A 23,892-nucleotide genomic window follows, 5' to 3' on the forward strand; every position below is an offset into this window, starting at 1 on the left:
GCAAAGGCGCAAGCGCCCTGGGAGCTCCGGATAGTAGAAGTTCGACAAGAACGCAACGTCCTGTTGCAACGTCGAACTGACCTGCGTCCGCAGGCCCAAGCAAAACGCCCGTAGGAAGGTGCTTTTTCCTTCCGAAGGGTGGGTTGCTTATGTCGCGAGGAGCTGGGCGCTGGAGCCGGAAGTGGCATAACATGTCATAAAGCTGCAATCTAAGAAAAATCAAATACCTTCTTAATATTTCTCAAAAAAGGAGAGATCGATAGTGAAAAAGCTGATCAATGATCCGCAACATGTTATTTCTGAAATGCTCGATGGGATTGTCGCCGGCGAACCGAATGTGGTGAGGAGAGTGCCGGATACGACGGTCATCGTGCGGAAGAACGCCCCGGTTGAGAACAAGGTTGGTCTTGTGAGTGGCGGGGGAAGCGGTCATGAACCAGCTCACGCCGGCTATGTCGGAGAAGGCATGCTTGATGCGGCGGTATCGGGCGAAGTATTCACTTCGCCTTCGCCGGATCAGGTGCTGGAAGGAATCAAAGCGGTCGACGCAGGAGCAGGGGTCCTTTTGATTATCAAAAATTACTCCGGTGATGTGATGAACTTCGAAATGGCAGCCGAACTCGCCGAGGCGGAAGGAATCCGAGTCGAGCAGGTCGTCGTGAAAGATGATGTTGCGATTGACGACCCTGACAGCAGACGTGGCGTAGCCGGTACTGTTTTTGTCCATAAAATTGCCGGTGCTCTAGCGGAATCCGGTGCCCCTCTTGATGAGGTGAAAGAAGCGGCAGAACGAGTCATCGCAAATGTCAGGACAATGGGAGTCGCGCTGAAGCCATGCATCATGCCTGCTTCGGGCGAGCCTGGATTTGAGCTGGCTGATGATGAAATGGAAGTTGGAATCGGCATTCACGGAGAGCAGGGCATCGAAACGAAAAAAGTCGCTTCAGCAGATGAAGTGGCAGCTGAACTCACAGAGCGGGTATTGAAAGATTTAAACCCGGATGAGTCGGACGACATCGCCGTTATGGTCAACGGAATGGGAGCAACGCCTGAAATGGAGCTCCACATCGTGAACCGTAAGATTCAGGAGATCCTCGGCGAGCGCGTTAACGTGTACCGGACCTATGTAGGCGAATATATGACATCGCTCGAAATGGCTGGGTTTTCACTCACGCTACTGAAGGTCGACAAGGAGCTGAAGGACCTTCTCGATGCTTCCGCACAAGCTCCCGCATTTAAACAGTGAAGGAGGAGAGCCATCATGAAATTCGAAGCACAACATGCGGTTCAATGGATACAGAAAGCCAACGATAAAATCCAGGAACACAAAGATGAACTGACAGAGCTGGACCGGAAAATCGGCGACGGGGACCACGGCATCAACATGGCCCGCGGTTTTCAAGAAGCAGCAGACGAAGTATCCGCCGGAGATTTGTCAGGAGTGCCTGACGTTCTGAAACAGACAGCCACGACCGTCATGTCAAAAGTCGGGGGCGCATCCGGCCCGCTGTACGGCACGGCATTTTTGAAAATGTCGATGGCAGTAAAAGACGAAGCGGTCGATTACAAGCAGTTCGTCGGCATGATCGAAGCGGCTCTCGGTGGAATCAAACAGCGCGGAAAATCGGAAGAAGGCGAGAAGACCATGATCGACGTCTGGTCGCCTGTTTATGAAGCCATGAAGGATGCGGATGATTTCGACGCTGCGCTTATCAAAGACACGGCCTCCTCCTCAATGGAAGCGACCAAGGAAATGACTGCTACCAAAGGTCGAGCGTCTTATTTGAAAGAACGTTCAAAAGACCACCTCGACCCTGGCGCCGTCTCTTCCTATTACTTGTTTGAAGCCCTCTCTGAAACCCTGAAAGAGGAGGGGTGACATGCCGGGAATTATTCTCGTATCTCACAGTCAAAAAGTAGCCGAAGGAATCAAAGAACTGCTGGAACAAGTCGTCGGAGACGTCACCATCGAAGCCGCTGGTGGTGACGATGATGGCGGCATCGGAACCAGCTTTGAAAAAATTCAAACCGCTGTCGAAAAAGCCTCGGCAGAAGACGGAGCGATCATCTTTTACGACATCGGAAGTGCCAAAATGAATGCTGAGATGGCGATCGAAATGGCCGGATCAGAAAACGTTCGCCTGGTCGAGGCTCCGATTCTAGAAGGCGCCTATCTCGCCGCTGTTGAAGTAAGCGTCGGGAAGTCGCTTGAAAATGTGATGGAGTCAGTTGAGAAGCAATATGGTTGAGTGAAGAGAAGCATGGGGATTCCCCGTGCTTCTTTTTTTTGTTCTTTGTAGACTATGAGTCACATTTTAGAAATAAATGGGATTTTGATTGTTTTTTGTAGACTATGAGTCATATAATGGAATAAAAAGGAAGTTCATTCGTGTTTCTTTGGCTATTGGGACAGGCGTCGTTCCATTTTAACGATAGTAGTCCTGATAAAAGAGAAATGGGACAGCGAGCTCTGCCGTGGGAGCGATAGTAGTCCTGATAAAAGAGAAATGGGACAGCGAGCTCTGCCGTGAGAGTGATGATAGTCCCGAAAAGAGAGAAATGGGACAACGCGACCTGCGGCGATAGCGATGGTAGTCCCGAAAAGAGAATATTGAGACAGAGCGCCCTGCCACTGAATCGGTGACAGTCCCGATAAAAAAGAATTGGAACTTTGCGAGCACCAGGGTAAGGCACAGAGTCCCAATAGACTTCTAACTACAAAATTTCTCTGATCTTCAAATGCAAATCAAGAATACATGCTCCACATACTCATTCCTACACTTAAGCTGAGATTACTCTGTGTCAAATGTGGACTATGAGTCACATTTAGGGATAAAATGGAAGTGGAGGCTAAGTTAACTCTATGTAGACTATGAGTCACATTATTACATTAAATGGAATTCTGACATTCATAGAAACACTTCCCCTTAAGGAAGGGGAGGAATAGTGGGAGTGGAAAGAATGGAGCCAATTTGGACGTTCGTCATCTTTATCGTATTACTCGCAGGGTGTTTCATCATCTATCGGCAGAATAGCGATGAAGTACCAAAGTGGTGGGTGTTCACAGCACCTATTGTGCCGTCGGTTGGTTTAACCATCCAGATATTATTCGATATCGGCCTGTTCGACTGGTTTTCGGGCATGATCTTGATAGAAATGGTTAAGTTTGTCGGTGTTTTAGTAGCGTTCTCCACGATTACTCCTGTTTTTTACGCGATGGGGGTAGGGATAGTGTTTTTCGAGATGAAGATGTTACTGGCATTGAAGAAGAAATGGAAGGATGACCGAGCGGCATAAACATGGAGGCGCATGTCCTGTTCATGATTCTTTAGAGGGCAAGTGGAACGGAACTGCCCTCTACTTATCAGGAAAAGGAAAAACAAAAACGGTTCTCTTGCTCAATCACAAGAGAACCGTTTTCTGATCTAGTCTTACAAGTAAACGCCGACACCAGGGCCGAATGGTATGCCTAAGAAGGCGAAGGCTAGTAGAAGAATGATCCATACCGTTAAGAAAATGACGCTGTACGGAAGCATAAGTGCAATCAATGTTCCGAGTCCTGCTTTCTTATCGTATTCTTTCATGAAGGCCAGTACGATGATGATGTATGGGTTCATTGGTGTGATGATGTTCGTTGATGAATCAGCAATACGATAAGCTGCTTGTACAAAGGCAGGGTGGAAGTCTAAGAAGTAGAACATCTTAATAAAGATCGGTGCTTCCAGTGCCCATTGTGCAGATCCACTGAAAATGAACAGGTTCATCACGGCGGTGAGTAAGACGAAGCCTAAGATGACGCCTATTCCAGTCATTCCCATGGACTCTAGGAAGTTGGCTCCGCTGACGGCAATCCATGTCCCCATGTTCGTCCAATCAAAGTAGGCAATAAACTGAGAGGCGGCGAAGATCAATACGATGAACCCTGACATGTCTTTCATAGCTTCGCCCATAAGTTTGGAAACATCGCTTGGAGATTTAATAGATTTCACGGTAGCACCGTAAGATACACCCAGCGAGATGAAGAATAGTAGAATAATAGGAACAATACCATCCAAGAAAGGTGACGGAATAATTCCCCCTTCTTCGTTACGCAGTGGTGACATTGGGAGGAATAAAATCAATAGTAAGGCGCCGATAAATACAAGTCCTGTTATCGTTGCATTACGAAGGCCTTTTTTCTCTAAGGAAGTGGCTTCTGGAAGCTCTTCTCCCCCTTTTCCTTCGTACTTCCCTAAGCGTGGTTCAACGATTTTTTCTGTAATCAGAGCACCTGTAATGGATAGAACGACAACAGAGACAATCATGAAGTACCAGTTATCAACAGGTGTAACGACGAATTCCGGATCGATGGTTTGAATAACTTCTGTAGAAATTCCGGAAAGAAGGGCGTCTGTTCCTGCAATGATAATATTTGCGGTGAAACCAGCTCCTACACCTGAGAACCCTGCGGCTAGACCGGCAAGTGGATGGCGGCCGAGTGTGTAGAAGACCATAGCTGCGAGCGGTGGAACGATGACGAAGGCTGCATCAGATGCTAGGTTTCCTAGGATACCTGTAAAGATGACAGCGTATGTAACAAGTGGTGCCGGGGCTTTCAGAATCGTACTTTTAATCGCTGTTTCTAGTAATCCGACTTTGTCAGCTAGTCCAATACCAAGCATCATCGCTAGGACTAAACCAAGCGGTGCAAAGCCGACGAAGTTATCAAGCATGGACGTGAGAATAAATTGGAGACCGTCAGATGAGATAAGGCTTCGAATCGTGATTTCTTCTTCTTGTCCTGGTTGAACAAAAGAAACGTCAAACCAAGAGATCACCCATGATAGCGCAATGATACCAAAAGCTAAATAAACGAATAACATGAATGGATCCGGGAGGCGATTTCCTGCTTTTTCAATGACATTTAAGAATCTTGCCAACCAGCCTTTTTTACCAGTCGTCGTCAATGTAATCATCCTTTCTTTTATAAGGGAAACTATCCTTTAAACTACCGAAAATAGTTAAAATATTGAAAAGTGAGAAAATTACTTTGAAAAAATTTTTATTTTTTGAAATGATAAATCTTCCTTGGGCGTCCTCGTTCGCCTGATTGGGCTTCCCCGCATTGTTCAATCAGGCCGCAACGTTCCATCTCTGTCAATATTCGTCGCCCATTCCGTTCTGTACTCTGGAGCCATTTGGAGACATCCTGGGAACTGAATTCGTGCTGGCCGTATTGTTTCGTGTAAGATAATATCTTGGAGACAATACCTGTGCTGACAGATGCATCACGTATCTTCTCTTTCCAGTCGTCACCGATGCTCATCGTCTGATATACAAATACTTCTTCCTTTTTGTTCTTAAACGTAATGGAACGGTCTTCATCGACAAGGACAATAGCTGCTTCTTTTTCTTTCGGTTTGTTGTTAAATCCTAACCGGACATTTGCCTCTGCTTGAGAAACAGTCACTCCAAATCCTATGGACAGCACCATATCGATATGAGCTTGTTCCCTCATGTCGTCCATCAGCTGAAGCAGATTCTGATAAGAGGCAGGGCTCAATTCGCCTCGAGTTGTGAAAATGAAGAACAAGCCATCCCCCATTTGCATTAATGATCCATTTGTATTCTCTGAAACGTTCAGTAAAGCCCGTCTTAGGTCAAGGTCTCGATGTTTCATTTTAAAAGAGTAGTAACGCTCGTCTGAGTTTTCATCATCGAATTGAACTTGGCATCCAATGACAGCAACTTGAGAGTTCCTGTACCGTTTCGACTGGGCTCTCTCCACCAGGAATTGAATCAGCGTCTTGATCGACAAGTAAGAGGGCATAACTCGATAGGAAGGGATGCCTTTTTCTCTTAGTGCCAAATAGACGGCTTTGATAGAAGTAATAACGACTTCTACCTTTCCTTGGTTGAAAAGTGTTTCATGAGATTCAGCCAAAGCTTTTGAATCTTGGTATTCACTGAAAGGGACATTATAATATTGTAATGGGTTCAAGTTATAGAATGATAAAATTTTGTCCATTTCTTCGTTAGGTACCGTATCGATGCTGACTTTTTTATACACTTGATTCGATGCTAATTGAGCTTCTAGAAGGATGCCGAAAAAGCTTGAACCGTGTAGGGGTGGGTAGCCTGCTTCTTCTTCCGTTAATAACTGGTGTTCAATCGCGTACGAGTAGTTCAAAACACCAGAGAAAAACCATTGATCGACTTCCTGTTTGTGAGATTGCAATATGTTCGTGATTTCTTGTAATTCATCATAAACGTAAGGGATGAATTCAACATCCTCGAACTCTTTTGCGACTGACAAGATTTGTTCAACCGAGTCAGCTGGTCCGATGATTCCTATTACGATTTTCATGTTCAACACCTGTTTCTATGCGTAAGTATTCGGCAATGACGAGACTGCCCTTGTAGAGGTCTTCTATACTAGCATATTCTTCAGGGTGATGACTAATCCCTTCCTTACATGGGATGAAAATAAGTCCGGAAGGCCATTTAACAGCCATGTTCATGACATCATGCCCGGCTCCACTGTCCAATTCAATGGCACGATAACCAGTTTGATCACATGCTTTCTGAAGCTTCTGCTGGATGTCTTCATCTAAGAAAATGGATGCATTATCTACGAGTGTTTCCACTTCAATCGTGAACTTGGATTCTTTCTCGCGATTCTTACAATAGGTCATAATACGATCCGCGAGTTCTCTTTTCAATGAGTCGTCTACACTTCTAATATCAATCCCCAGTTGCACTTCACCTGGAATGACATTCATTGCATTTGGTTTCAAATGAACCGTGCTTACAGTGGCGACGAGTGGTAGATCACTGGATTGATTTAACTGATTGGCTTGCTCTTCGACAAAAGGAATTAAGGGGGAGATTCCTGCGAAGGCATCAATTCGTTTATTCATCGGTGTCGTACCAGTATGGTTAGCCATCCCGTATGCTGTCACTTTCAGACGAATAGGGCAGGCCACTCCTCTGACAACACCAACCTCAGCGCCTTGATCTTCTATTTGAGTGCCTTGTTCTATATGAAGTTCGAGGAAGCTTTCCAACTCATCTATACGACGTTCGGCCTGATTGAATGTCTCCCAAGTTAAACCGAAATGCTCTGTAGCTTCCCGTATCGTTATTCCATCCGCATCCGGAACATCAGCCAATTCATCTTGATTGAGTAAACCACTTACGGCTTTACTGCCGATAGTTGAGACCCCGAAACGGGCAGACTCTTCTGAAGCAAAACAAACAACAGATATGTTCTTCTGAGGCGTGATGCCTTCATCTTTCATGATCTTGATCGAAGCGAGACTGCACAGGACACCAGCGGCTCCGTCATATCCACCACCGTTATGTACCGTATCTAGGTGAGACCCGGTTGCGATGGTTGGTGCATCGGTACTGATCATCCAAGTTGCCCATAAGTTTCCGGCTTGATCGGATTGAACATCGAGTTCCAACTCTTCAGCTATGCTGCGAAAAGCCTGATGTGCGCTTTTTTCTTCTTCTGTGTAACTCAGCCTCGTGAAACCATCAGGCTGCTTCATGCTATCCGTGACGTTCAATTCCAAAAGTTTTTCGTGCAACCATTGATTCATATCACTCATCTTCTGTCCTCCTTTTAACGATTTGGATCAGTGTATCTACGGCCACAAGCAAAGCCCCTTCATCGAAGTCAAATTGGGGATGGTGATGACCGAAAGGGAGAGGAGTGCCAAACAACATATAGGTTGCTTTCCCTCCGTACTTCTGCACTTCATTCATCATAAAACTTGCATCCTCTGAACCGGAAACTTGAATGAAAGGTTCCCATTTACGGATGTGAGGGGAAGAAATAGGGCGGATCAAGTCTTCGTTGCATACAACAGACTCCGTTTCACCAACGAACTCAATATCAACGCTCACGTCGTACATGTTTGCGACAGATTGCAGGATTCGGTTGGCTTCCTGCTTCATAAAATCGTTGACTTCTTCCGTCTCACCCCGGATTTCCAACTCCAAGTACCCCTTATCTCCAATTATGTTTCGACCATTACCTGCTGTTAGTTTTCCAACGTTAATGCGTGAAGCCCCGTTGCTGTGTCGTGGAATGGTGTATAGCTGTGTGGTGGCTGTAGCAGCTGCTAGCAGTGCATTCTTGCCCTTTTCGGGTTCCATTCCAGAGTGGGCGGATACTCCTTTGAATGTCGCATTGAGTTTAGCAGAGGCAAGAAATCCTCTTGTTGCTCCAGCTACTGTTCCGACTGGGAGAGGTTGAATGCCAAGGTGGCCTGCATACCATTCATCTATATCACGAAGCCAGCCTTTTTCGGTCATGGCTTTGGCCCCACGGCCCCCTTCTTCAGCTGGCTGGAATAACAGGGTGAACTTGCCCTTAACCTGCTCATGGTGATGGGAGATAAAATGGGCAAGTCCAAGACCGATGGTGATGTGTCCATCGTGACCGCAAGCATGCATAACTCCTTCCTCATTGGAACGGAACTCCTCTTTAGTTGGCAAGTGGTCGGGGTGACCGTGTTCCGTGATAGGAAGGGCATCTATATCAAATCGGAACCCGAGGTGGGCACCCTCCTTTTCGGTATCCCATACGGCAACGAGTCCTGTATGACCACCTTTCATTGCCTGTATGTACTCGTCCGGAACTCCCCACTGCTTTGCTTTTTTCTCGTGCATCTCGATCTCTTTTGAAGAAGGAAGACCGAGCCTTGCGTCACTTTCCATCACCTCTTTACCTAAATACACGGTAAAACCGAGCGCCTTCATTTCTTCAGCTATTTTGTAAGTCGTGTGATATTCCAAAAAGCCGAGCTCCGGACATTTGTGAAAGGAGCGTCTATACTGACGCAATTTAGGAGTCAATGCTTGATAAAAATCCTGCATATTCAATCTACACCTCCTTTTTCAATGAGCGAAGAGCATCAATGGCGGTTTGTGCCATAAGTGTTGCTCCACGGGGAAGGGACTTCTCGTTTAATTGGAATTGTGGATCGTGTAACGCTTTTTGATCCCCTTCTTCTATTCGGGAACCGAGCCAGAAAAAGGCACCCGGGTACTCGTTCAAGAATCGAGAAAAATCTTCCCCGGCAAGTACAGGTTGAACTTCTGGGGTAGAGCTTTCACCGAATAACTTTTGACTCGTCTGCCTTACTTGCTCTGCCCATTCAGGAGTGTTGATCGTAGCTGGGTATCCATCTGCATAGTGAATTTCAACTTCAGCGTTGAAGGCAGCTGCCGATTGACGCAGAAGCGTGTAAAAACGTTCTTTTACCTTTTCTTTAACTTGTGGGAGATAAGTTCGTACCGTTCCCTCGAAGGTAACTTGGTCAGCGATGACGTTGTACCGGTAACCTCCTTCGATTTTACCGATCGTTAAGACTGCTGACTCCAGCGGGTTAATGTTTCGGCTGACGATTGTTTGAAGTGAACCGATCATTTGGTTCGCAATCACGACGGCGTCCACAGTATCTTGAGGCATACTCGCGTGACCGCCTCGCCCTTTAATCGTCACTTTGAACCGGTCGGATGCTCCCATCATTTCTTTATCTCTTACACCAATTTGTCCATCGGGGAGGGAGGGCCATACGTGTTGTCCGAAAATAACGTCTGGTTTGTATTGCGAAAACACACCATCCTCTAGCATTTGCTTCGCCCCTCCCTCAGGAGCATTTTCCTCAGAGGGTTGAAAGACGAGTAGCACAGTTCCGTGCAGCTCATTCTTTATTTGATTCAGTACGAACCCTACCGCAAGGAGCATAGCCGTGTGGGCATCATGTCCACAGGCATGCATTTTGCCTTCTGATTGGGATCGAAACGAAAGATCATTGACCTCTTGAATAGGTAACGCATCGATATCTGCGCGTAGAGCGACCGTTTTTCCGGAATGATTTCCTTTAATGATTCCTAAAACACCCGTCGTAGCAAATCCTGTTTGGTATTCAATGCCGTATTCTGTGAGTTTCTGTTGAATGAATTGGGAGGTATTGTGCTCTTCACCACTTAATTCAGGGTGTTGGTGGAGGTATCTCCTTATCTCAATCATCTCGGGTTTAATTTGGTCTATATACTTCCTTACGTCCATTAAGTTGCACTCCTTATATTAAAGGAAAAAGTCCTTAAATATTCCGTTAATATGGAGTATAGCATATAAATTTAAAAACGCAAAAACTTTTCTGAATTTTCTGAGGTGGTTGAAGTTATCTTTTTAAACCTCTATTCCTTTGAAAAAATGAAGTTTCAACGAATAGAACTTTAGAATTCGACTGGTGAGGAACTTGTAAAACGCAATTTTGCGTTTTGGACTCTCATTCTCTTTCCAGATATAATTACGGAAATAAATGACAGAAGGGATCGAGCGAATGGAGAAGACCATACAAACATTTTTCAATGAAGATGCCGACATTCCAACAAACCTAGAGGAAACCATGCTTCGGGTACTTAGTAACTTCACGATGTATATGATGCAGCAGCAGACCGATCATGAGATCGATAAGGTAGAACAGTTCATCGATCAACATGACATTAGAGAAGAGAAATATGAGGCGCTGCTGATCAATCTTGCACTTGCGAAGCACATGGCGGATAAAAATACGAACTACGCAAAGCGATACATGAAGATTTATGGGCGCAGCTATTCCAGCAAGGCGTTTCTACAATCCTGGCTGAGAAGAATTGAACACGCACTGCCGAAATTCTATTACGTGGCCGAGGCGCTGGATGAAGCTTCAATGAGACTTGTAGACATGGAAACAGATCGGTACAAGTTCGTATATGTCGGAGATCCTCAGGCTGTCCCTGCGAAAAAAGGATCGGTTGTTGCGGGATTTCTGGTTCCGATTGGCAAAGGGCTCTATACCACATTCTTCGACTTCTACCATCTCGACAAAGTCCCGCATGACCGTATGACAAAAGTGGTAGACTACTGTTATAAAAAACTAGTGAAAGAACAATCCCCTTACGAAGCCTTTTTCTCCACACTAACGATGGCCCTTCAAATCGAAAAACATTACGATAGAAAAAGCAAGTCCACTGATGCGGAGTCGTCCGTTAAAGGCCAAAAAAATAAGCCAATCTCTTTTTGAAAAAAGAAAAGCGCCTTACCCATAAGGGCAGGCACTTCTCCTACATTCATTCCTTATTTATTTTCCTCAGAATCTCCATGTTCTCCTGTCTTGAAGCGGTCGATTTGTTGGTCCAGTTCGTTTGATAGCTGGGACAACTGCTGGGCGCTGGAGAAGACTTCTTCAATCGAATGACTCGACTGTTCGGCGGTAGCGGTCACTTCTTCGACACCTGCAGCCGATTCTTCAGAAACGGAGGCGATGTCTGCGATCCATTGGTTCATTTTGTGACTGCTGTCCTGGATGGTTTGAAGTCTGTTTGAAATGCTTCGACTCTTTTCTGCCATCTCTTGAACAGAGCTTTCAATTTGATGGAACGTTTCTTCTGTCTCATTCATCATGTTCGTTCCTGCTTCCACTTCCTTGTAGCTGTTTTGAAGTGAAGTCGTGACCTCGCTGGATTCAACTTGAATCTTTTCGACGATGTCTGTGATGTCACCCACGGAAGTGGATACTTGGTCGGCGAGTTTGCGTACTTCATCGGCGACGACAGCGAAGCCTTTTCCGTGTTCGCCGGCTCGTGCGGCTTCAATCGCTGCATTTAACGACAGAAGACTTGTCTGTTCGGCGATGTCTTCAATGACTTGGACAAGCTTTGTAATTTTTTTCGACTGTTGATCGAGTCCTTGTACTTTCTCGACGGCATCTTTCACGATGTGGTCGATGGTCGACATTTGCCCTGCTGACTTCTTCATTTGCGAGGCGCCTTGGTCCGTTTTTTGTAAGACGGAATCGGTTGACTCTACCATGTCCCGGCTGTTGTCAAAAGCGGCTTGAATGTCTGAAACAAACCCTTCTGTCATTTCAGAAAGGTTCGATGAGCTGTGTGCCTGTGATTCAGCGCCAGACGAAAGCTCCTGCATCGTCGAAGCAATCTGCTCACTTCCTTCTCGTACTTCATCAGAGGAGCGGGTGAGGATGCCGCTTTGTTCATTTACGGCAGCGGCTGCTTCCTTCAGCCCGATGATGATTTCCTGTATGCTCGATTTCATTTCGTGAGCGGAGTAGGACAACTGACCAATCTCATCCTTGCGATCTTGAATCAAGTTGACCGTCAAATCTCCGTCCTCTACCTGTTTCATAGATTCTTGAAGCTTGATGATCGGCCTGCGGATTCTACGTGCAACGAAAAAGCTGATGATCGCGGCGATGGCAAGCATGATGAGAACGGTTGTTACAATCGGTCCGATGATGACGGCTGCTTTTTCCTGCAGTTCTCCTTTATTAACAGCACCTACGACGACCCATCCGGTTGTCGGGTTCGTAGCATATCCAAGTGTCTTATTCAGCCCTTCCAGCTGATATTCGACGATTCCCGTCTCTGTGTTCTGCTCTTCTATTTTTTGATAATAGCTTTCTTCTGATACGTCTTCACCGACCAGTTCGGGGTCCGGGTGGGCGAGGAAGATGCCGTTATCGGAAAGAATGGCTGCGTATCCGGAGTCCGCGATTTGGACACTTGCGACAAGGTCAATCATCGATGCCATATCGATATCGATCGAGAGGACACCAACGATTTGACCGCTTCTTTCGATGGTTTTGGCAACACTCATGATCATTTCATTCGTATTGGCGTCGAGATAAGGCTGTGTCCATATGATTGCGCCTTGATTTGCTACAGCCTCTTGGAACCAAGGGCGGGTAGTCGGCTGGTACCCATCCGGAAGCGTAAGGGTTTCGTCTGAAACCATTAAATCTTCATTCGTCCCGATATATACGTTTTTAATGACATCATTGGATGCTTGAATATCATTTAAACGACTGACGACTTCCTCTTGGTTGTCGCTCAGATTTTGAAAAGCTTGTTCTTCGGTGTAGTGGTTAGCAATGTCTTCCTGTGCTTCAAAAAATGTGTCAAAAGAATCATTCAGCGTGACCATCTGTTTCTCGACATTCGAGATCAGTTCGTTGGTCGTCGTCTGAGCACTGAACGAATAACTTGCGTACCCGATTACAGCACCAGTGAGAACGATTAAGGCAATAAAAGGAATTAAAATTTGTCCTAGAAGAGAACGGTTGAACCCAATTTTCTTTTTACTCTTTTCCATATGTAACCTCCTCAGATGTAATGACTATTTACCTATCATTTTTCTTATTATCGTCATACCGGAGAAGTTCTTGAGCAATGAAAACGTTGGCACAGAAAAAAATTTCAACTTTGTTGTGCTCCATTGACAGTGTGAACCCCTCAACGTATAATTGATAACGATTATCAATTATACTAGGGCAAAAGAGTGCCCATGGAATAGAGGGTATGGTCATGTTAAAGCGGTTCTTTTCTTATTATCGACCGTATAAGTGGTTGTTTCTGCTTGACTTCACTTGTGCGGTATTCGTGGGGCTGTTAGAGCTCGCCTTTCCGCTTGCGGTCAACCAGGTGATTGACCGATTGCTGCCGGAAGGGAATTGGACGATTATTATCCTTGCGTGTGTGGCTTTATTGCTCGTGTATCTCGTTAATACAGGGTTGCAGTATGTCGTCACCTATTGGGGGCACATGCTCGGAATCAATATTGAAACGGACATGCGACAAAAGCTGTTCACGCATATGCAGAAGCTATCTTTTTCCTATTATGACGGAAATAAAACAGGGCACAGCATCTCGCGTCTGACAAAAGACTTGGAAGAGATCGGGGAAGTGGCTCACCATGGACCTGAGGATGTCTTTGTTGCCATCATGACGCTGATCGGTTCGTTTGTCATCATGCTGACAATCAATTGGAAGCTTGCCATTATCTCCTTTATCGTCATTCCACTATTGATTGTTCTAGCAATCTACTTCAATAAAAAAATGACGGTGACGTTCCGCAAGATGTTCCACCGCGTGGCGGAAATCAACACACGCGTAGCGGACAGTATTGGTGGAATCCGTGTCGTTCAAGCTTTCGCAAACGAAAAGCATGAGCAGGAGAAGTTCCTTGAACAAAACAAAAATTACCGATTGACGAAGCTGCAGTCTTATAAGATTATGGCGCAGAACATTACGGCGAACTATATGACGATGCGTCTTGTGACACTGTCCACGCTCGTGTTCGGGACCTATTTCGTCATTCAAGATCAACTTTCATATGGAGAGTTCGTGGCGTTTATTTTGCTTTCCAATATATTGGCTGGACCGATTCAGAAAATCAATGCGGTCATTGAGAGTTATCCGAAGGGGATTGCCGGCTTTAAGCGCTATACGGAAATCATCGATACGAAGCCTGACATTGAAAACTCTCCGAACGCTCAGGACAAGGAGCTGAGAGGGGAAATTGCTTATCGTGATGTGACGTTCGGCTACGGAGACGTCGATCCGGTATTGAAAGGCGTCAGTTTGGACATTCACCCTGGCGAAACGGTCGCTTTCGTAGGTCCGTCCGGGGCAGGGAAGACGACGTTATGCAGCCTGCTGCCTCGTTTCTATGAAATTCAAGAAGGGCAGATATCCGTTGATGGAACCGATATTCAGGACATCAAGCTGGAATCACTGCGCAGTCAGATCGGGATTGTCCAGCAGGACGTATTCCTTTTCTCCGGAACAATCAGGGAGAATATTTCTTACGGGAACTTGGAAGCGACGGATGAAGAAATTCTTGCAGCGGCCAAGCGCGCCCGTCTTGATGACTTCATTGTGGAACAACCACACGGTCTCGATACGGTGATTGGTGAACGTGGTGTCAGACTGTCAGGCGGTCAGAAGCAGCGTCTTGCGATTGCCCGCATCTTTTTGAAAAACCCGCCGATTCTCATACTGGATGAAGCGACGTCTGCGCTCGATACAGAAACGGAAGAGGCGATTCAGCAGTCTCTTGATGAACTGACGGAAGGCCGTACGACGCTCGTCATTGCGCACCGACTTGCCACCATCAAAAATGCGGATCGCATCATGGTTGTGACGAAAAACGGAATTCAGGAAGAAGGCTCACATGATGAGCTGTTGAAACAAGACGGTCTTTACAAAAAGCTTCACCAGGCTCAATTCGGTCGACCGGCCGAAGAGAAGGTCGGGGTGGCTGCAGGCCCGTTAACTTCATAGGATGTAAAAAAGCAGTCTAGGTTGGACTGCTTTTTTCTATGGGAAGTGGTGTTAGGTTCAAGGAGGAGGCTGTTTCTAAGCGCATGTTGTTAATTGGTGGATGATTTCCCGCATACAACAGTTCACAACCGTTTCAGTCCATCTTTTAAAAACAGGAAATCAAGGCGAGACTGTCTGTATGGAATCTTGCTTTAGCAACAGGTATAATAACTATAGGTTTTAAATGAAAGATAAATAGGTAAAGTACATAACGAACTTGTTGGGGCACCCATCGTTTAAGGAGGACATACGTTTTGATCATAGCGATCATCTTATTGTTATTCGTTTCTTTATTCTTTTCTGGTAGTGAAACAGCCTTGACCGCTACAAATAAAATGAGACTGCAGTCGAAGGCGAATCAAAATGATAAAAAAGCCGAGAATTTACTGCAGTTGGTATCGAAACCGAGCCAATTCATTACAACGATTCTGATTGGAAACAACATCGCGAACATCCTGCTTCCGACGCTCGTCACCACGCTTGCCATCGAGTATGGATTCAGCGTTGGTCTCGCATCCGCGATCTTGACGGTCACGATCATTATCTTCTCAGAAGTGATCCCGAAGTCCGTCGCTGCGACGTTCCCGGACCGGATCGCGATGATGGTCTATCCCGTTATCCGCTTCTTTGTCATTCTTTTCAAACCGGTCACGATTGCGCTGAATAAAATGACAGATATGATTACGAAGGCGCTGTCTAAAGGACAAGCCAGTGAAGCTTCGATCTCTAAAGAAGAGTTTCGGGCGATGGTGGATATTGCGGATTCTGAGGGAACCTTTCACCCCGTGGAATCAGACCGCATCAAAGGGGTTCTCGATTTCTACAACCTTAATGTGAAGGACGTATTGAAAACGCCGCGTGTCGATTTAGTCGCTCTCCCTAGTGATGCGACTTACGAAGAAGTGCGCGACGTCGTCATTCAGAATCCTTTTTCAAGATACCCCGTATTTCACGACGACATTGATGATATTGTGGGCGTTTTTCATTCAAAATACCTTATCGCCTGGTCGATGGATCCAGAGAAATCCTTGAAAGAACTCAGCGATACGAACCCACTGATCGTCTACGAATTCCACTCGATCGAGCGAGTGTTCAGAACGATGACGTCTGAGAAAAAGCACCTCGCGATTGTACTCGACGAGTATGGAGGCACCGAGGGAATTCTGACACACGAAGACATTATCGAAGCGATGATCGGTCTCGAGATTGAAGATGAAACCGATCTGGAAAAGGACGCACTCATCGAGAAACTGACGGAAACCGAAATCGTCTGCGACGGAAAAATTCCGCTCCGCCGTTTGAATTCTGTGTTTGATACCGAGATTCCGGAAGATGAGGATGTGCTTGCTGGGTACATTTTAAGCGAACTCAACTACTTCCCGGAGGAAGGGCAGACGTTTGAGCAGGAGAATCTGACGTTCAAAGTGCTGAAGGTTGAAGATCGTACGATTCGTAAGGTGCAAATCATTAAATAAGTGCGTTCTGCCAGTCTCTAGTATAGAGGCTGGCATTTTTTATTGAACAAAAATGTCATGAGCATCCTCCTTTCGAAAATTTATGGAGCAAGAAAGCGGTTAATCATCAGACCCTGCAGGGAACACACAAATCATACTTCGTTCTGTTATGATCATAATAAGAATTTTCTAATAAAAGGGGCAATTGACATGAACGACTGGTTGAAACCATTGCAAGACGGCCTCATCGAAGGACGTGTGCTGACAAAGAACGCCGACTTGTACAGCTACAGCTTTGATGCCTCCTTCGGTGAATACCTACCAGAAGCCGTCGTCCAGGTGAAAAATAAACAAGAGGTGGTGCACGTCATACGGCTCGCCAATCAATATAAAGTGCCGGTTTATCCGCGCGGGGCGGGGACGTGTCTAAGTGGTGGTCCGCTTCCAGTCCATGGCGGCATCGTGCTTGATCTGTCCAAGCTTCCGGCAAAGATTGATGTGAGCCCGGGAGATTTGACCGTGACGGTGTCACCGAGTGTTCGGACACAGGATATAAACATAGAAGCGGAGAAGCGCGGGTTGATGTACGCACCTGATCCGAGTAGTGCTCACGTTGCTACAATCGGTGGGAATTTGGCGGAGAATTCCGGTGGTCCGCGCGGGCTGAAATACGGCGTGACGAAGGATCATGTGCTTGGACTCGAAATCGTCACACCCGAAGGCGAGCTGATCCGTACAGGTGGTCAGACAATCAAAAATGTAACAGGGTATGATTTGACGAAATTGATTGTCGGCTCAGAAGGTACACTTGCAGTAATAGTCGAGGCGACGCTCAAGCTGATGCCGAAACCACCGGCTGTGAAGACGATGATGGTTTCGTTTCATAAAGTACGAACGGCAGGCGAAGCGATATCGCGTACGCTGACATCCGGCGTGCTTCCGTCAAAAATGGAGTTTATGGATCAAGCGTGTGTCAGAGCTGTGGAACAGTTTCAGCCGATCGGCCTTCCCGTCGATGCAGCGGCGATCATTTTAATCGAGTTAGATGGTCCGGAAGAAGCGCTTCGCATTGAGCAGGAAAAGGTCGAAGCAATTATGGAGGAGATGGGCGCAAAAGAGGTGATCATCCCTGAAAGTGATGAAGAGGCCGCCAAGCTTTGGCATGCGAGAAAGCAGGTGTCGCCGGCCATCGCCAAGATTAAGCCGACGAAAGTGTCGGAGGATGCAACAGTTCCGAGAAGCAAGATTCCGGATTTCATGGACCGCCTCCAAACGATCAAGGAGAAATACGACCTGGAAGTGGTGGCGTTCGGACATGCCGGAGACGGAAATCTTCACCCGAATATACTCTGTGATCAGCGTGACCCGGAAGAGATGAAACGCGCAGAGAAAGCCGTGGAAGAGATGTTCGAAGCGGCCATCGAGCTTGGCGGGACGTTATCGGGTGAGCACGGAATCGGCACGATGAAAGCTCCATTCATGGAAATGGAGCTCGGGGATGCCGGGGTGGATATGATGAGACGGATCAAACGAGCGTGGGATCCACACAATATTTTGAACCCTGGTAAAATTTTTGCGGAAAAAGGCCAGAAGCTGGTGCTTCGTAATGAGTAACAGCTTGAAGCAAGCCTATGATCTGACGTTTGACTGCGTCCAGTGCGGCTACTGTCTCCCGGCCTGTCCGACGTATGAAACGATGGAGTCGGAGACGCACTCTCCGAGAGGGCGGATCAATCTGGTCAAAATGGTCGCCGAGGGAAAAGCGGCGGTGCAAGACCTGGAAGAGCCGATGGAGAAGTGCCTCGGCTGCATGGCATGTACATCGGTATGTCCGACGAATGTTCAGTATGGCGAAATCCTTGAGAACGCTAAAGAAGTGCTGGATGAATCGAAGCCGTCGGGTCGTTTGGAGTCCTTTTTATTTGAAGACTTCTTCCCTTCAAAGACGTGGATGAACCGCCTCGGTGATGCGACTTGGCTCTTCCAGCAAACAGGAGCTGACCGAATCACGAACCGGCTACCATGGAATCTGCCCCTTCATTTGGAGGCGTTCGCTGACATCATGCCTTCCATGCCTTCCCCTGTGAAACGGAAGCGACGCGCTGAACGCTATATCCGCAGACGTCCGGCGGTAAAAAAGGTAGGCTTCTTCACAGGTTGTATCATGGACAGTGTGTTCTTCGAGAGCAACGAGTCGACCATTGAACTGCTGTTGCGGAGCGGCGCTGAAGTCGTGCTTCCGAAAAGTCAAACCTGCTGCGGGGCACTGCACGCTCATTCCGGTAAGAAAAACAAAGCCATCGAACTGGCCAAAGAGAACATCGCTGCCTTTGAAGAGGAGGCATTCGACTATATCGTAGAGAATGCTGGAGGGTGTGGCGCACAAATGATCGAATATCCATCGCTTTTTGAAAAAGGAAGCCGCTGGCACGCACGTGCGGTGGAGTTTTCTAATCGAGTGAAGGATATCTCGGAAGTGCTGGTCGAGATCGACGGATTGGTATTCTCGAAACCTATTGAGCAGACGATCACTTATCAGCCTTCCTGTCATATGACATACGTTCAGAAGGTCGTCGAACCGCCTCTTGCTTTGCTTGAAAAAGTTCCGGGCATCAGGCTTCAGGAACTGGAACGTCCAGGCTTCTGCTGTGGATCGGCGGGCGTTTATAACTTGGTACAGCATGAGGATTCGATGGATATTCTGGATGTTAAAATGCAGGATGTCTGCCAGACAGGTGCGGATCAAGTGGTGACGTCGAACCCGGGCTGTCTTCTGCAGATGAAGCTTGGGATCAAGAGAGAGGGGATGGACAGTGAAGCGGTTCATCTCGTAGACCTATTGATGCAGGCCGATCCCGCTCCTCGTTCGCTTCGCTAGGCGGAACATCTTACGGCTTCACTAGCCGACTCTTTTGCTGATAATATAAATTTTACAGAACATAACCCGGACGTTGCATGGGATTAGCTCCATGCAACGTCCGGGTTCTTTTTATTCGTTAAGCATGATTGGGAAGGTGAAGGTATTTTTTGAATAGCGTCTGCTGTTTCAAGAAAGGCAGTACCCATCGGTCCAGACCGTATTTACCAGCATTGGCGCCAGCCGCGATAAGGAAGATGGTTAAGATGACCATTTGCGGGTTGGTGCTGACTGTGCCGCTGAAAAGGAAAGCGAAGTTCATCATGATGCCGGCGAGTGCTGCGAAATTCGTGAATATACCTAGGATAAGTGCGATTCCGACTAGAACTTCTCCCCACATGACTAGAAACGTAAACAGCTCGTGATTTGGAAGTGCTACATTTTCAAGGAAAGCGGCCCACCAGCCTTGAACTGCCGGATGTGCGCCTTCTGCTTTTCCGATGGCGCCTTGCAGGAAACCGCTTGTTTCAAATCCTCCGGTTATTTTTCCCCAGCCCGCTGTCAGCCATGTGTACCCGATATAAACTCTTAATACCGCCAAAACCATTGCCACTTTGTCATTGTTTCTCAGCCATTTGTTCATCATTCTCACTCCTTATAATAGTTTGTTCAGTGTTTCACAAGGTGTGGTGTGCGTGTTGTTATTCTTTACACTTTTAGTATAGGTCAGAGATGAAGATATTGCCATAGTTTGTGATGTATTTCACAAATAAGACACAAGTTTATGTCGGAAATGTGAAGTGTATTTTTGCATCAATGATTACCAATGGAATCTGTGACAAAGGACCTGCTTTCAACTGGATGGATATTCAAAAGAATCCCGCCAAACGAATGGTTTTTCATCAATAATCTGAAAAAAGAAATTTTGCTCAAAAGGGTGTGTTACGTTTTTAGTGACAATCATGATTGGGAGGGTACACAGAATGAAAAGATTGGGTTGGATTTTAGTATTGGTTTTGGGAATAACAGGGACAGTGTTGCCGCTGATGCCTACGCAAGCTGCCACAGCGAACAGTGTTGTGATCAGCGAGGTAGCATGGATGGGGACAGGTTCGAGTTATAATGATGAATGGATGGAGCTCCACAATACAACTTCAAGTGATATCTCAATAGAAGGCTGGACGTTGAATGCAGAGGACGGAACGCCTTCCATTACGTTATCGGGCACGATTCCAGCCGGAGGTTATTATCTTTTAGAAAGAACCGACGACACGACCTTGCCTGGAATGGAAGCGGACCTTGTGTACGCTGGCTCATTAAGTAATTCTGGCGAACATTTGAAACTTGTTCAAGGCACCCAAGTCATCGACTCCGTTGACGCGTGGTATGCAGGTGATAACGAAACAAAGGCGACGATGGAACGAATGGATGTTGAAGGTGCAGGAACTTCAAGTTCAAGTTGGGCGACTTCAACGAATACATATACAGGTGGCTTTGGCACACCTTCCACTAGTGCCATCAGTCAAGTAGATGGATGTTCGGAAACGACCGAGCAGCTGAACCAAGTAGAAAATGGTCCAGGAAGTATCAATGTATATTTCAATAAGTGTGCATATGGGGAATATGCGACGAGTGGCAATACGGCGAATTTCAATGTGAATTTGGAGGATCGTCTGATTCACCGCATTCAAAACGCAACGACTTCCATTGATCTTGCCACTTACGAAATCAACCTTCCGGAAATCATTGATGCGCTTACGGCTAAAGCAGCGGAAGGAGTCGACGTAAGAGTCATTGCGGATGCGAAAGACGGAAGCGATCCACACTATGCAGAGCGTTATAAACTCATGCGTGTATATGTTGAGAAGCTCGTGCGAGGACAGGATCAGATGATAGGAACAGCAGATGACTCAAACGTTTTCTCAGATTCTATTATGTTTGCGGTTGAGGATTCAACACTCCGTGAACAGTACGGGCTTCCTGCCTCACCAGAAGGAATGAAACAGGTGACGGTGGAAGTAGGGAATGGAACACAAACAGGTTATGAGCTGGTCGATGCTGAACAAAAGAGTGCAGGTGCCTACTACTCTCCCGGCAATCAAATGCATAACAAATTTGCTGTGATTGATGGAAAGTGGGTGTTCACAGGAAGCTGGAACTTTACGGTCACCGGCCTATACGGTACTGAAGAAAATAGACAGAACGATGTGCTTGGAGGGAACACTCAGCATGTCGTTGAAATGAACTCTACCGACCTAGCCGATGTATTTACAACAGAGTTTAACGAAATGTGGGGAGACAGTGACTTAACACCAGATCCCGTGACGTCGAATTATCATGGACGTAAGATCGATAATATACTTCACACGGTTCAAGTTGGAGGTAAGCAAGTGGATATCTATTTCTCAGCCGGTGACGATGCGATTGGTGAAATGACCTCGTTAGTAAAAAATGAGGCGGATTACAGCACGTACTTCTCGATCTTTGCATGGAGTGACCAAGCGCTTGTCGATGAACTGAAGTACAAGTGGGAAGGCTCTTATCAAGATAATCAAGGAAGTTTAACAGGCTTTGATGTGAGAGGGATTTTCGATCAGAGCTTTTGGAATCAGTGGTGGTCGGCATCTGTAGATATGACAGGTCGGACTGCTAGTCAAACCTCTGAGAATAACCCGAATACCCGCTGGAATAATCCAGCCCCTGTGTATGAGGACCAAGAAGATCGTAAAATGCATGCGAAGACGATGCTGATCGATGCGGCACATCCTTCGAGTGATCCGACTGTCATTGTAGAGTCGACGAATTGGAGTAACAATGGTAATGACATCAATGATGAGAACATGTTATTTATTCACGACTCGGACGTAGCGAACCAGTTCCTACAGGAGTTTTATGCCCGTTATGACGCAGCGGGAGGTATGACTCCTTAAGCGGAAAAAACGAATAATAATAGAGGAAAAGGACATGGTTGGGCACCATGTCCTTTTTGCTGTTTAAAACTCTTCATAAACGGCCGGGTCCTGATCGTTGATTCGGCCATCAGGTTTCGATAGTTCATTGATCAATCCCATCTCTGACTCACTGAGTGTGAAGTCGAAAATAGACAAGTTTTCACGCTGACGTTTGGCGGATGAAGATTTCGGAATCGGGACTGTGCCGAGCTGATAGTGCCAGCGTAGAATAATCTGGGTCACGGATTTCTCATGCTGAGCGGCAATATTCTGAAGTGTTTTGTTTTCCACGATATCGCTGATTCGGTAAAGTGGGCTCCATGATTCGGTCTGGATGTTTTTTTCGTGATGATAGGCCCGTTGCTGCTCTTGGTTGAAGTATGGATGTAATTCGACTTGGTTGATGGTCGGGAGTTCTCCTGTTTCCTGCTCCAGACGATCGATATGCTCTGGGAGGAAGTTCGACGTACCGATCGAGCGGATCAAGCCCCATTTTTTCGCATCAACTAAAGCCTGCCAAGCCTCCAGGTACTGATCCTGCTTTGGGTTTGGCCAGTGAACTAAGTACAAATCAAAGTAATCCAGATTTAATCGGTACAGGGATTCTTGAATCGCAGTAACAGCTTTCTTGTAGCCATGATAACGCCCCGGAAGCTTTGATGTGACTCGAAGTTCGTGTCGTGGTACCGAACTGCGTTGAATCGCCCTGCCGACTGCTCCTTCGTTTTCATAATTGTACGCTGTATCAATCAATCGATAGCCTTCGTCGATTGCGCTGGTTATAGCATGAATGCCTTCTGATCCATTCAAAGCATACGTTCCGAATCCGATACTTGGAATCGTCAATCCGTCATGCAGTGTCTTTTCTGGTGTTTCGTTTCCCATCCTTCCATCCTCCTTCATGAATTCATAATGGTAAAATACCACGATCAGGAAAAAACAAACATGCACCCCTGTATAAAAGCAGGAGATTATTGGAAGAATAGCTTACTAGATTATGCTGGTAGGGGTGTGGGGCGTGTGAGGAAGGTTTTCTGTTATTACAAAAAGTCGCGGACGTTATCGAACGGTGCGTCTCCTATTGAGAGAATCGTGCATCAAGATCATGTCCTGTCGAGCTTCTGTGATTCTCGTGGTTATGAAGTAATGAAACGGTTCAGTGATATCGGCTTTAAAGGGGGGCCGTTACGCCGAGCTGAGTTAATCGAGATGAGAAATCTCGTGCAGTCGCCGACGTGCAAGGCTGATTTAATGGTGATGTATAGTGTGTTTGCGGTGCGAGGGGACACGCAGATGAATGAGGACCTTTTCTTGGAGAATATCAAAGCGGTGGGAGAAATCTATTTTCACAAGCAGGATCTCTATATGAATTATGAGCGTCTTTATTTTTTCTTGAAAGGACCGCGTTATATCAAGGGCTCTTTCCGAGAGCGTTCCGTAAACGAATGAAAACCGCTGACCTAAGTAG

19 protein-coding genes are annotated in these 23,892 nt (G+C 46.5%); 11 read left to right on the top strand and 8 right to left on the bottom strand.

Annotated elements, in window-relative coordinates; all coding sequences use genetic code 11:
• Positions 1-262 precede the first annotated feature (262 nt).
• The 4 genes from dhaK to LCM20_RS12595 all read left to right on the top strand — a co-directional run bounded on the left by dhaK (position 263) and on the right by LCM20_RS12595 (position 3,297).
• The gene (dhaK, locus tag LCM20_RS12580; RefSeq protein WP_225195825.1) at positions 263-1,246 is read left to right on the top strand and encodes a dihydroxyacetone kinase subunit DhaK; all 984 of its coding nucleotides are present in this window, start codon (positions 263-265) and stop codon (positions 1,244-1,246) included.
• A 15-nt stretch (positions 1,247-1,261) separates the two neighbouring features.
• Positions 1,262-1,879 (top strand): dihydroxyacetone kinase subunit DhaL, encoded by a 618-nt coding sequence (gene dhaL / locus LCM20_RS12585; RefSeq protein WP_225195826.1) that lies wholly within the window; start codon positions 1,262-1,264, stop codon positions 1,877-1,879.
• A gap of 1 nt (position 1,880) precedes the next feature.
• Positions 1,881-2,249, top strand: coding sequence for a dihydroxyacetone kinase phosphoryl donor subunit DhaM (gene dhaM / locus LCM20_RS12590; protein ID WP_225195827.1), 369 nt, complete (start codon positions 1,881-1,883; stop codon positions 2,247-2,249).
• Between the two features lie 712 nt (positions 2,250-2,961).
• On the top strand, positions 2,962-3,297 hold the full coding sequence (locus LCM20_RS12595) for a hypothetical protein (RefSeq protein ID WP_225195828.1): 336 nt from the start codon (positions 2,962-2,964) through the stop codon (positions 3,295-3,297).
• A gap of 134 nt (positions 3,298-3,431) precedes the next feature.
• Here the strand turns inward: LCM20_RS12595 and LCM20_RS12600 are convergent, their stop codons facing one another.
• The 5 genes from LCM20_RS12600 to LCM20_RS12620 form a co-directional block, all read right to left on the bottom strand.
• Positions 3,432-4,955: an AbgT family transporter gene (locus LCM20_RS12600; RefSeq protein WP_225195829.1), complete on the bottom strand. Its 1,524-nt coding sequence runs from the start codon at positions 4,953-4,955 to the stop codon at positions 3,432-3,434.
• 86 nt (positions 4,956-5,041) lie between these two features.
• Complete coding sequence (locus LCM20_RS12605) at positions 5,042-6,346, bottom strand: hypothetical protein (protein ID WP_225195830.1); 1,305 nt, start codon at positions 6,344-6,346, stop codon at positions 5,042-5,044.
• Positions 6,312-7,595 (bottom strand): M20 family metallo-hydrolase, encoded by a 1,284-nt coding sequence (locus LCM20_RS12610; RefSeq protein ID WP_318247313.1) that lies wholly within the window; start codon positions 7,593-7,595, stop codon positions 6,312-6,314. The genes LCM20_RS12605 and LCM20_RS12610 overlap by 35 nt, the downstream gene beginning before the upstream one ends.
• The gene (locus LCM20_RS12615) at positions 7,588-8,868 is read right to left on the bottom strand and encodes an amidohydrolase (protein WP_225196181.1); all 1,281 of its coding nucleotides are present in this window, start codon (positions 8,866-8,868) and stop codon (positions 7,588-7,590) included. Before LCM20_RS12615 ends, LCM20_RS12610 begins: the two co-directional genes overlap by 8 nt.
• Positions 8,869-8,875: 7 nt before the next feature.
• Positions 8,876-10,066: a M20 metallopeptidase family protein gene (locus LCM20_RS12620; protein ID WP_225195831.1), complete on the bottom strand. Its 1,191-nt coding sequence runs from the start codon at positions 10,064-10,066 to the stop codon at positions 8,876-8,878.
• A 277-nt stretch (positions 10,067-10,343) separates the two neighbouring features.
• Between LCM20_RS12620 and LCM20_RS12625 the strand changes: the two genes are divergently transcribed.
• The gene (locus LCM20_RS12625; protein WP_225195832.1) at positions 10,344-11,066 is read left to right on the top strand and encodes a hypothetical protein; all 723 of its coding nucleotides are present in this window, start codon (positions 10,344-10,346) and stop codon (positions 11,064-11,066) included.
• A 53-nt stretch (positions 11,067-11,119) separates the two neighbouring features.
• On the opposite strand, the gene LCM20_RS12630 is transcribed toward LCM20_RS12625, so the two are convergent.
• Complete coding sequence (locus LCM20_RS12630) at positions 11,120-13,153, bottom strand: methyl-accepting chemotaxis protein (RefSeq protein ID WP_225195833.1); 2,034 nt, start codon at positions 13,151-13,153, stop codon at positions 11,120-11,122.
• A 212-nt stretch (positions 13,154-13,365) separates the two neighbouring features.
• Between LCM20_RS12630 and LCM20_RS12635 the strand changes: the two genes are divergently transcribed.
• The 4 genes from LCM20_RS12635 to LCM20_RS12650 all read left to right on the top strand — a co-directional run bounded on the left by LCM20_RS12635 (position 13,366) and on the right by LCM20_RS12650 (position 19,494).
• Positions 13,366-15,123: an ABC transporter ATP-binding protein gene (locus tag LCM20_RS12635; protein ID WP_225195834.1), complete on the top strand. Its 1,758-nt coding sequence runs from the start codon at positions 13,366-13,368 to the stop codon at positions 15,121-15,123.
• Positions 15,124-15,416: 293 nt separating this feature from the next.
• The gene (locus tag LCM20_RS12640) at positions 15,417-16,637 is read left to right on the top strand and encodes a hemolysin family protein (protein WP_225195835.1); all 1,221 of its coding nucleotides are present in this window, start codon (positions 15,417-15,419) and stop codon (positions 16,635-16,637) included.
• A gap of 189 nt (positions 16,638-16,826) precedes the next feature.
• Positions 16,827-18,230 (top strand): FAD-binding oxidoreductase, encoded by a 1,404-nt coding sequence (locus LCM20_RS12645; protein WP_225195836.1) that lies wholly within the window; start codon positions 16,827-16,829, stop codon positions 18,228-18,230.
• A 4-nt stretch (positions 18,231-18,234) separates the two neighbouring features.
• Positions 18,235-19,494: a (Fe-S)-binding protein gene (locus tag LCM20_RS12650; RefSeq protein WP_318247314.1), complete on the top strand. Its 1,260-nt coding sequence runs from the start codon at positions 18,235-18,237 to the stop codon at positions 19,492-19,494.
• Between the two features lie 118 nt (positions 19,495-19,612).
• Here the strand turns inward: LCM20_RS12650 and LCM20_RS12655 are convergent, their stop codons facing one another.
• Positions 19,613-20,119: a DoxX family protein gene (locus LCM20_RS12655; RefSeq protein ID WP_225195838.1), complete on the bottom strand. Its 507-nt coding sequence runs from the start codon at positions 20,117-20,119 to the stop codon at positions 19,613-19,615.
• A gap of 337 nt (positions 20,120-20,456) precedes the next feature.
• On the opposite strand from LCM20_RS12655, the gene LCM20_RS12660 reads away from it, so the two are divergent.
• Entirely contained in the window at positions 20,457-22,403 is a 1,947-nt protein-coding gene (locus LCM20_RS12660; RefSeq protein WP_225195839.1) for a phospholipase D-like domain-containing protein, read from the top strand.
• A gap of 63 nt (positions 22,404-22,466) precedes the next feature.
• Here LCM20_RS12660 and LCM20_RS12665 read toward each other — a convergent pair whose 3' ends face one another.
• On the bottom strand, positions 22,467-23,309 hold the full coding sequence (locus LCM20_RS12665) for an aldo/keto reductase (protein ID WP_225195840.1): 843 nt from the start codon (positions 23,307-23,309) through the stop codon (positions 22,467-22,469).
• A gap of 135 nt (positions 23,310-23,444) precedes the next feature.
• Between LCM20_RS12665 and LCM20_RS12670 the strand changes: the two genes are divergently transcribed.
• The gene (locus tag LCM20_RS12670; protein ID WP_225195841.1) at positions 23,445-23,873 is read left to right on the top strand and encodes a hypothetical protein; all 429 of its coding nucleotides are present in this window, start codon (positions 23,445-23,447) and stop codon (positions 23,871-23,873) included.
• The last annotated feature ends 19 nt before the right edge of the window (positions 23,874-23,892 follow it).

The organism is Halobacillus litoralis, from assembly GCF_020171725.1.
Taxonomy (GTDB): Bacteria; Bacillota; Bacilli; order Bacillales; family Halobacillaceae; genus Halobacillus; species Halobacillus litoralis_F.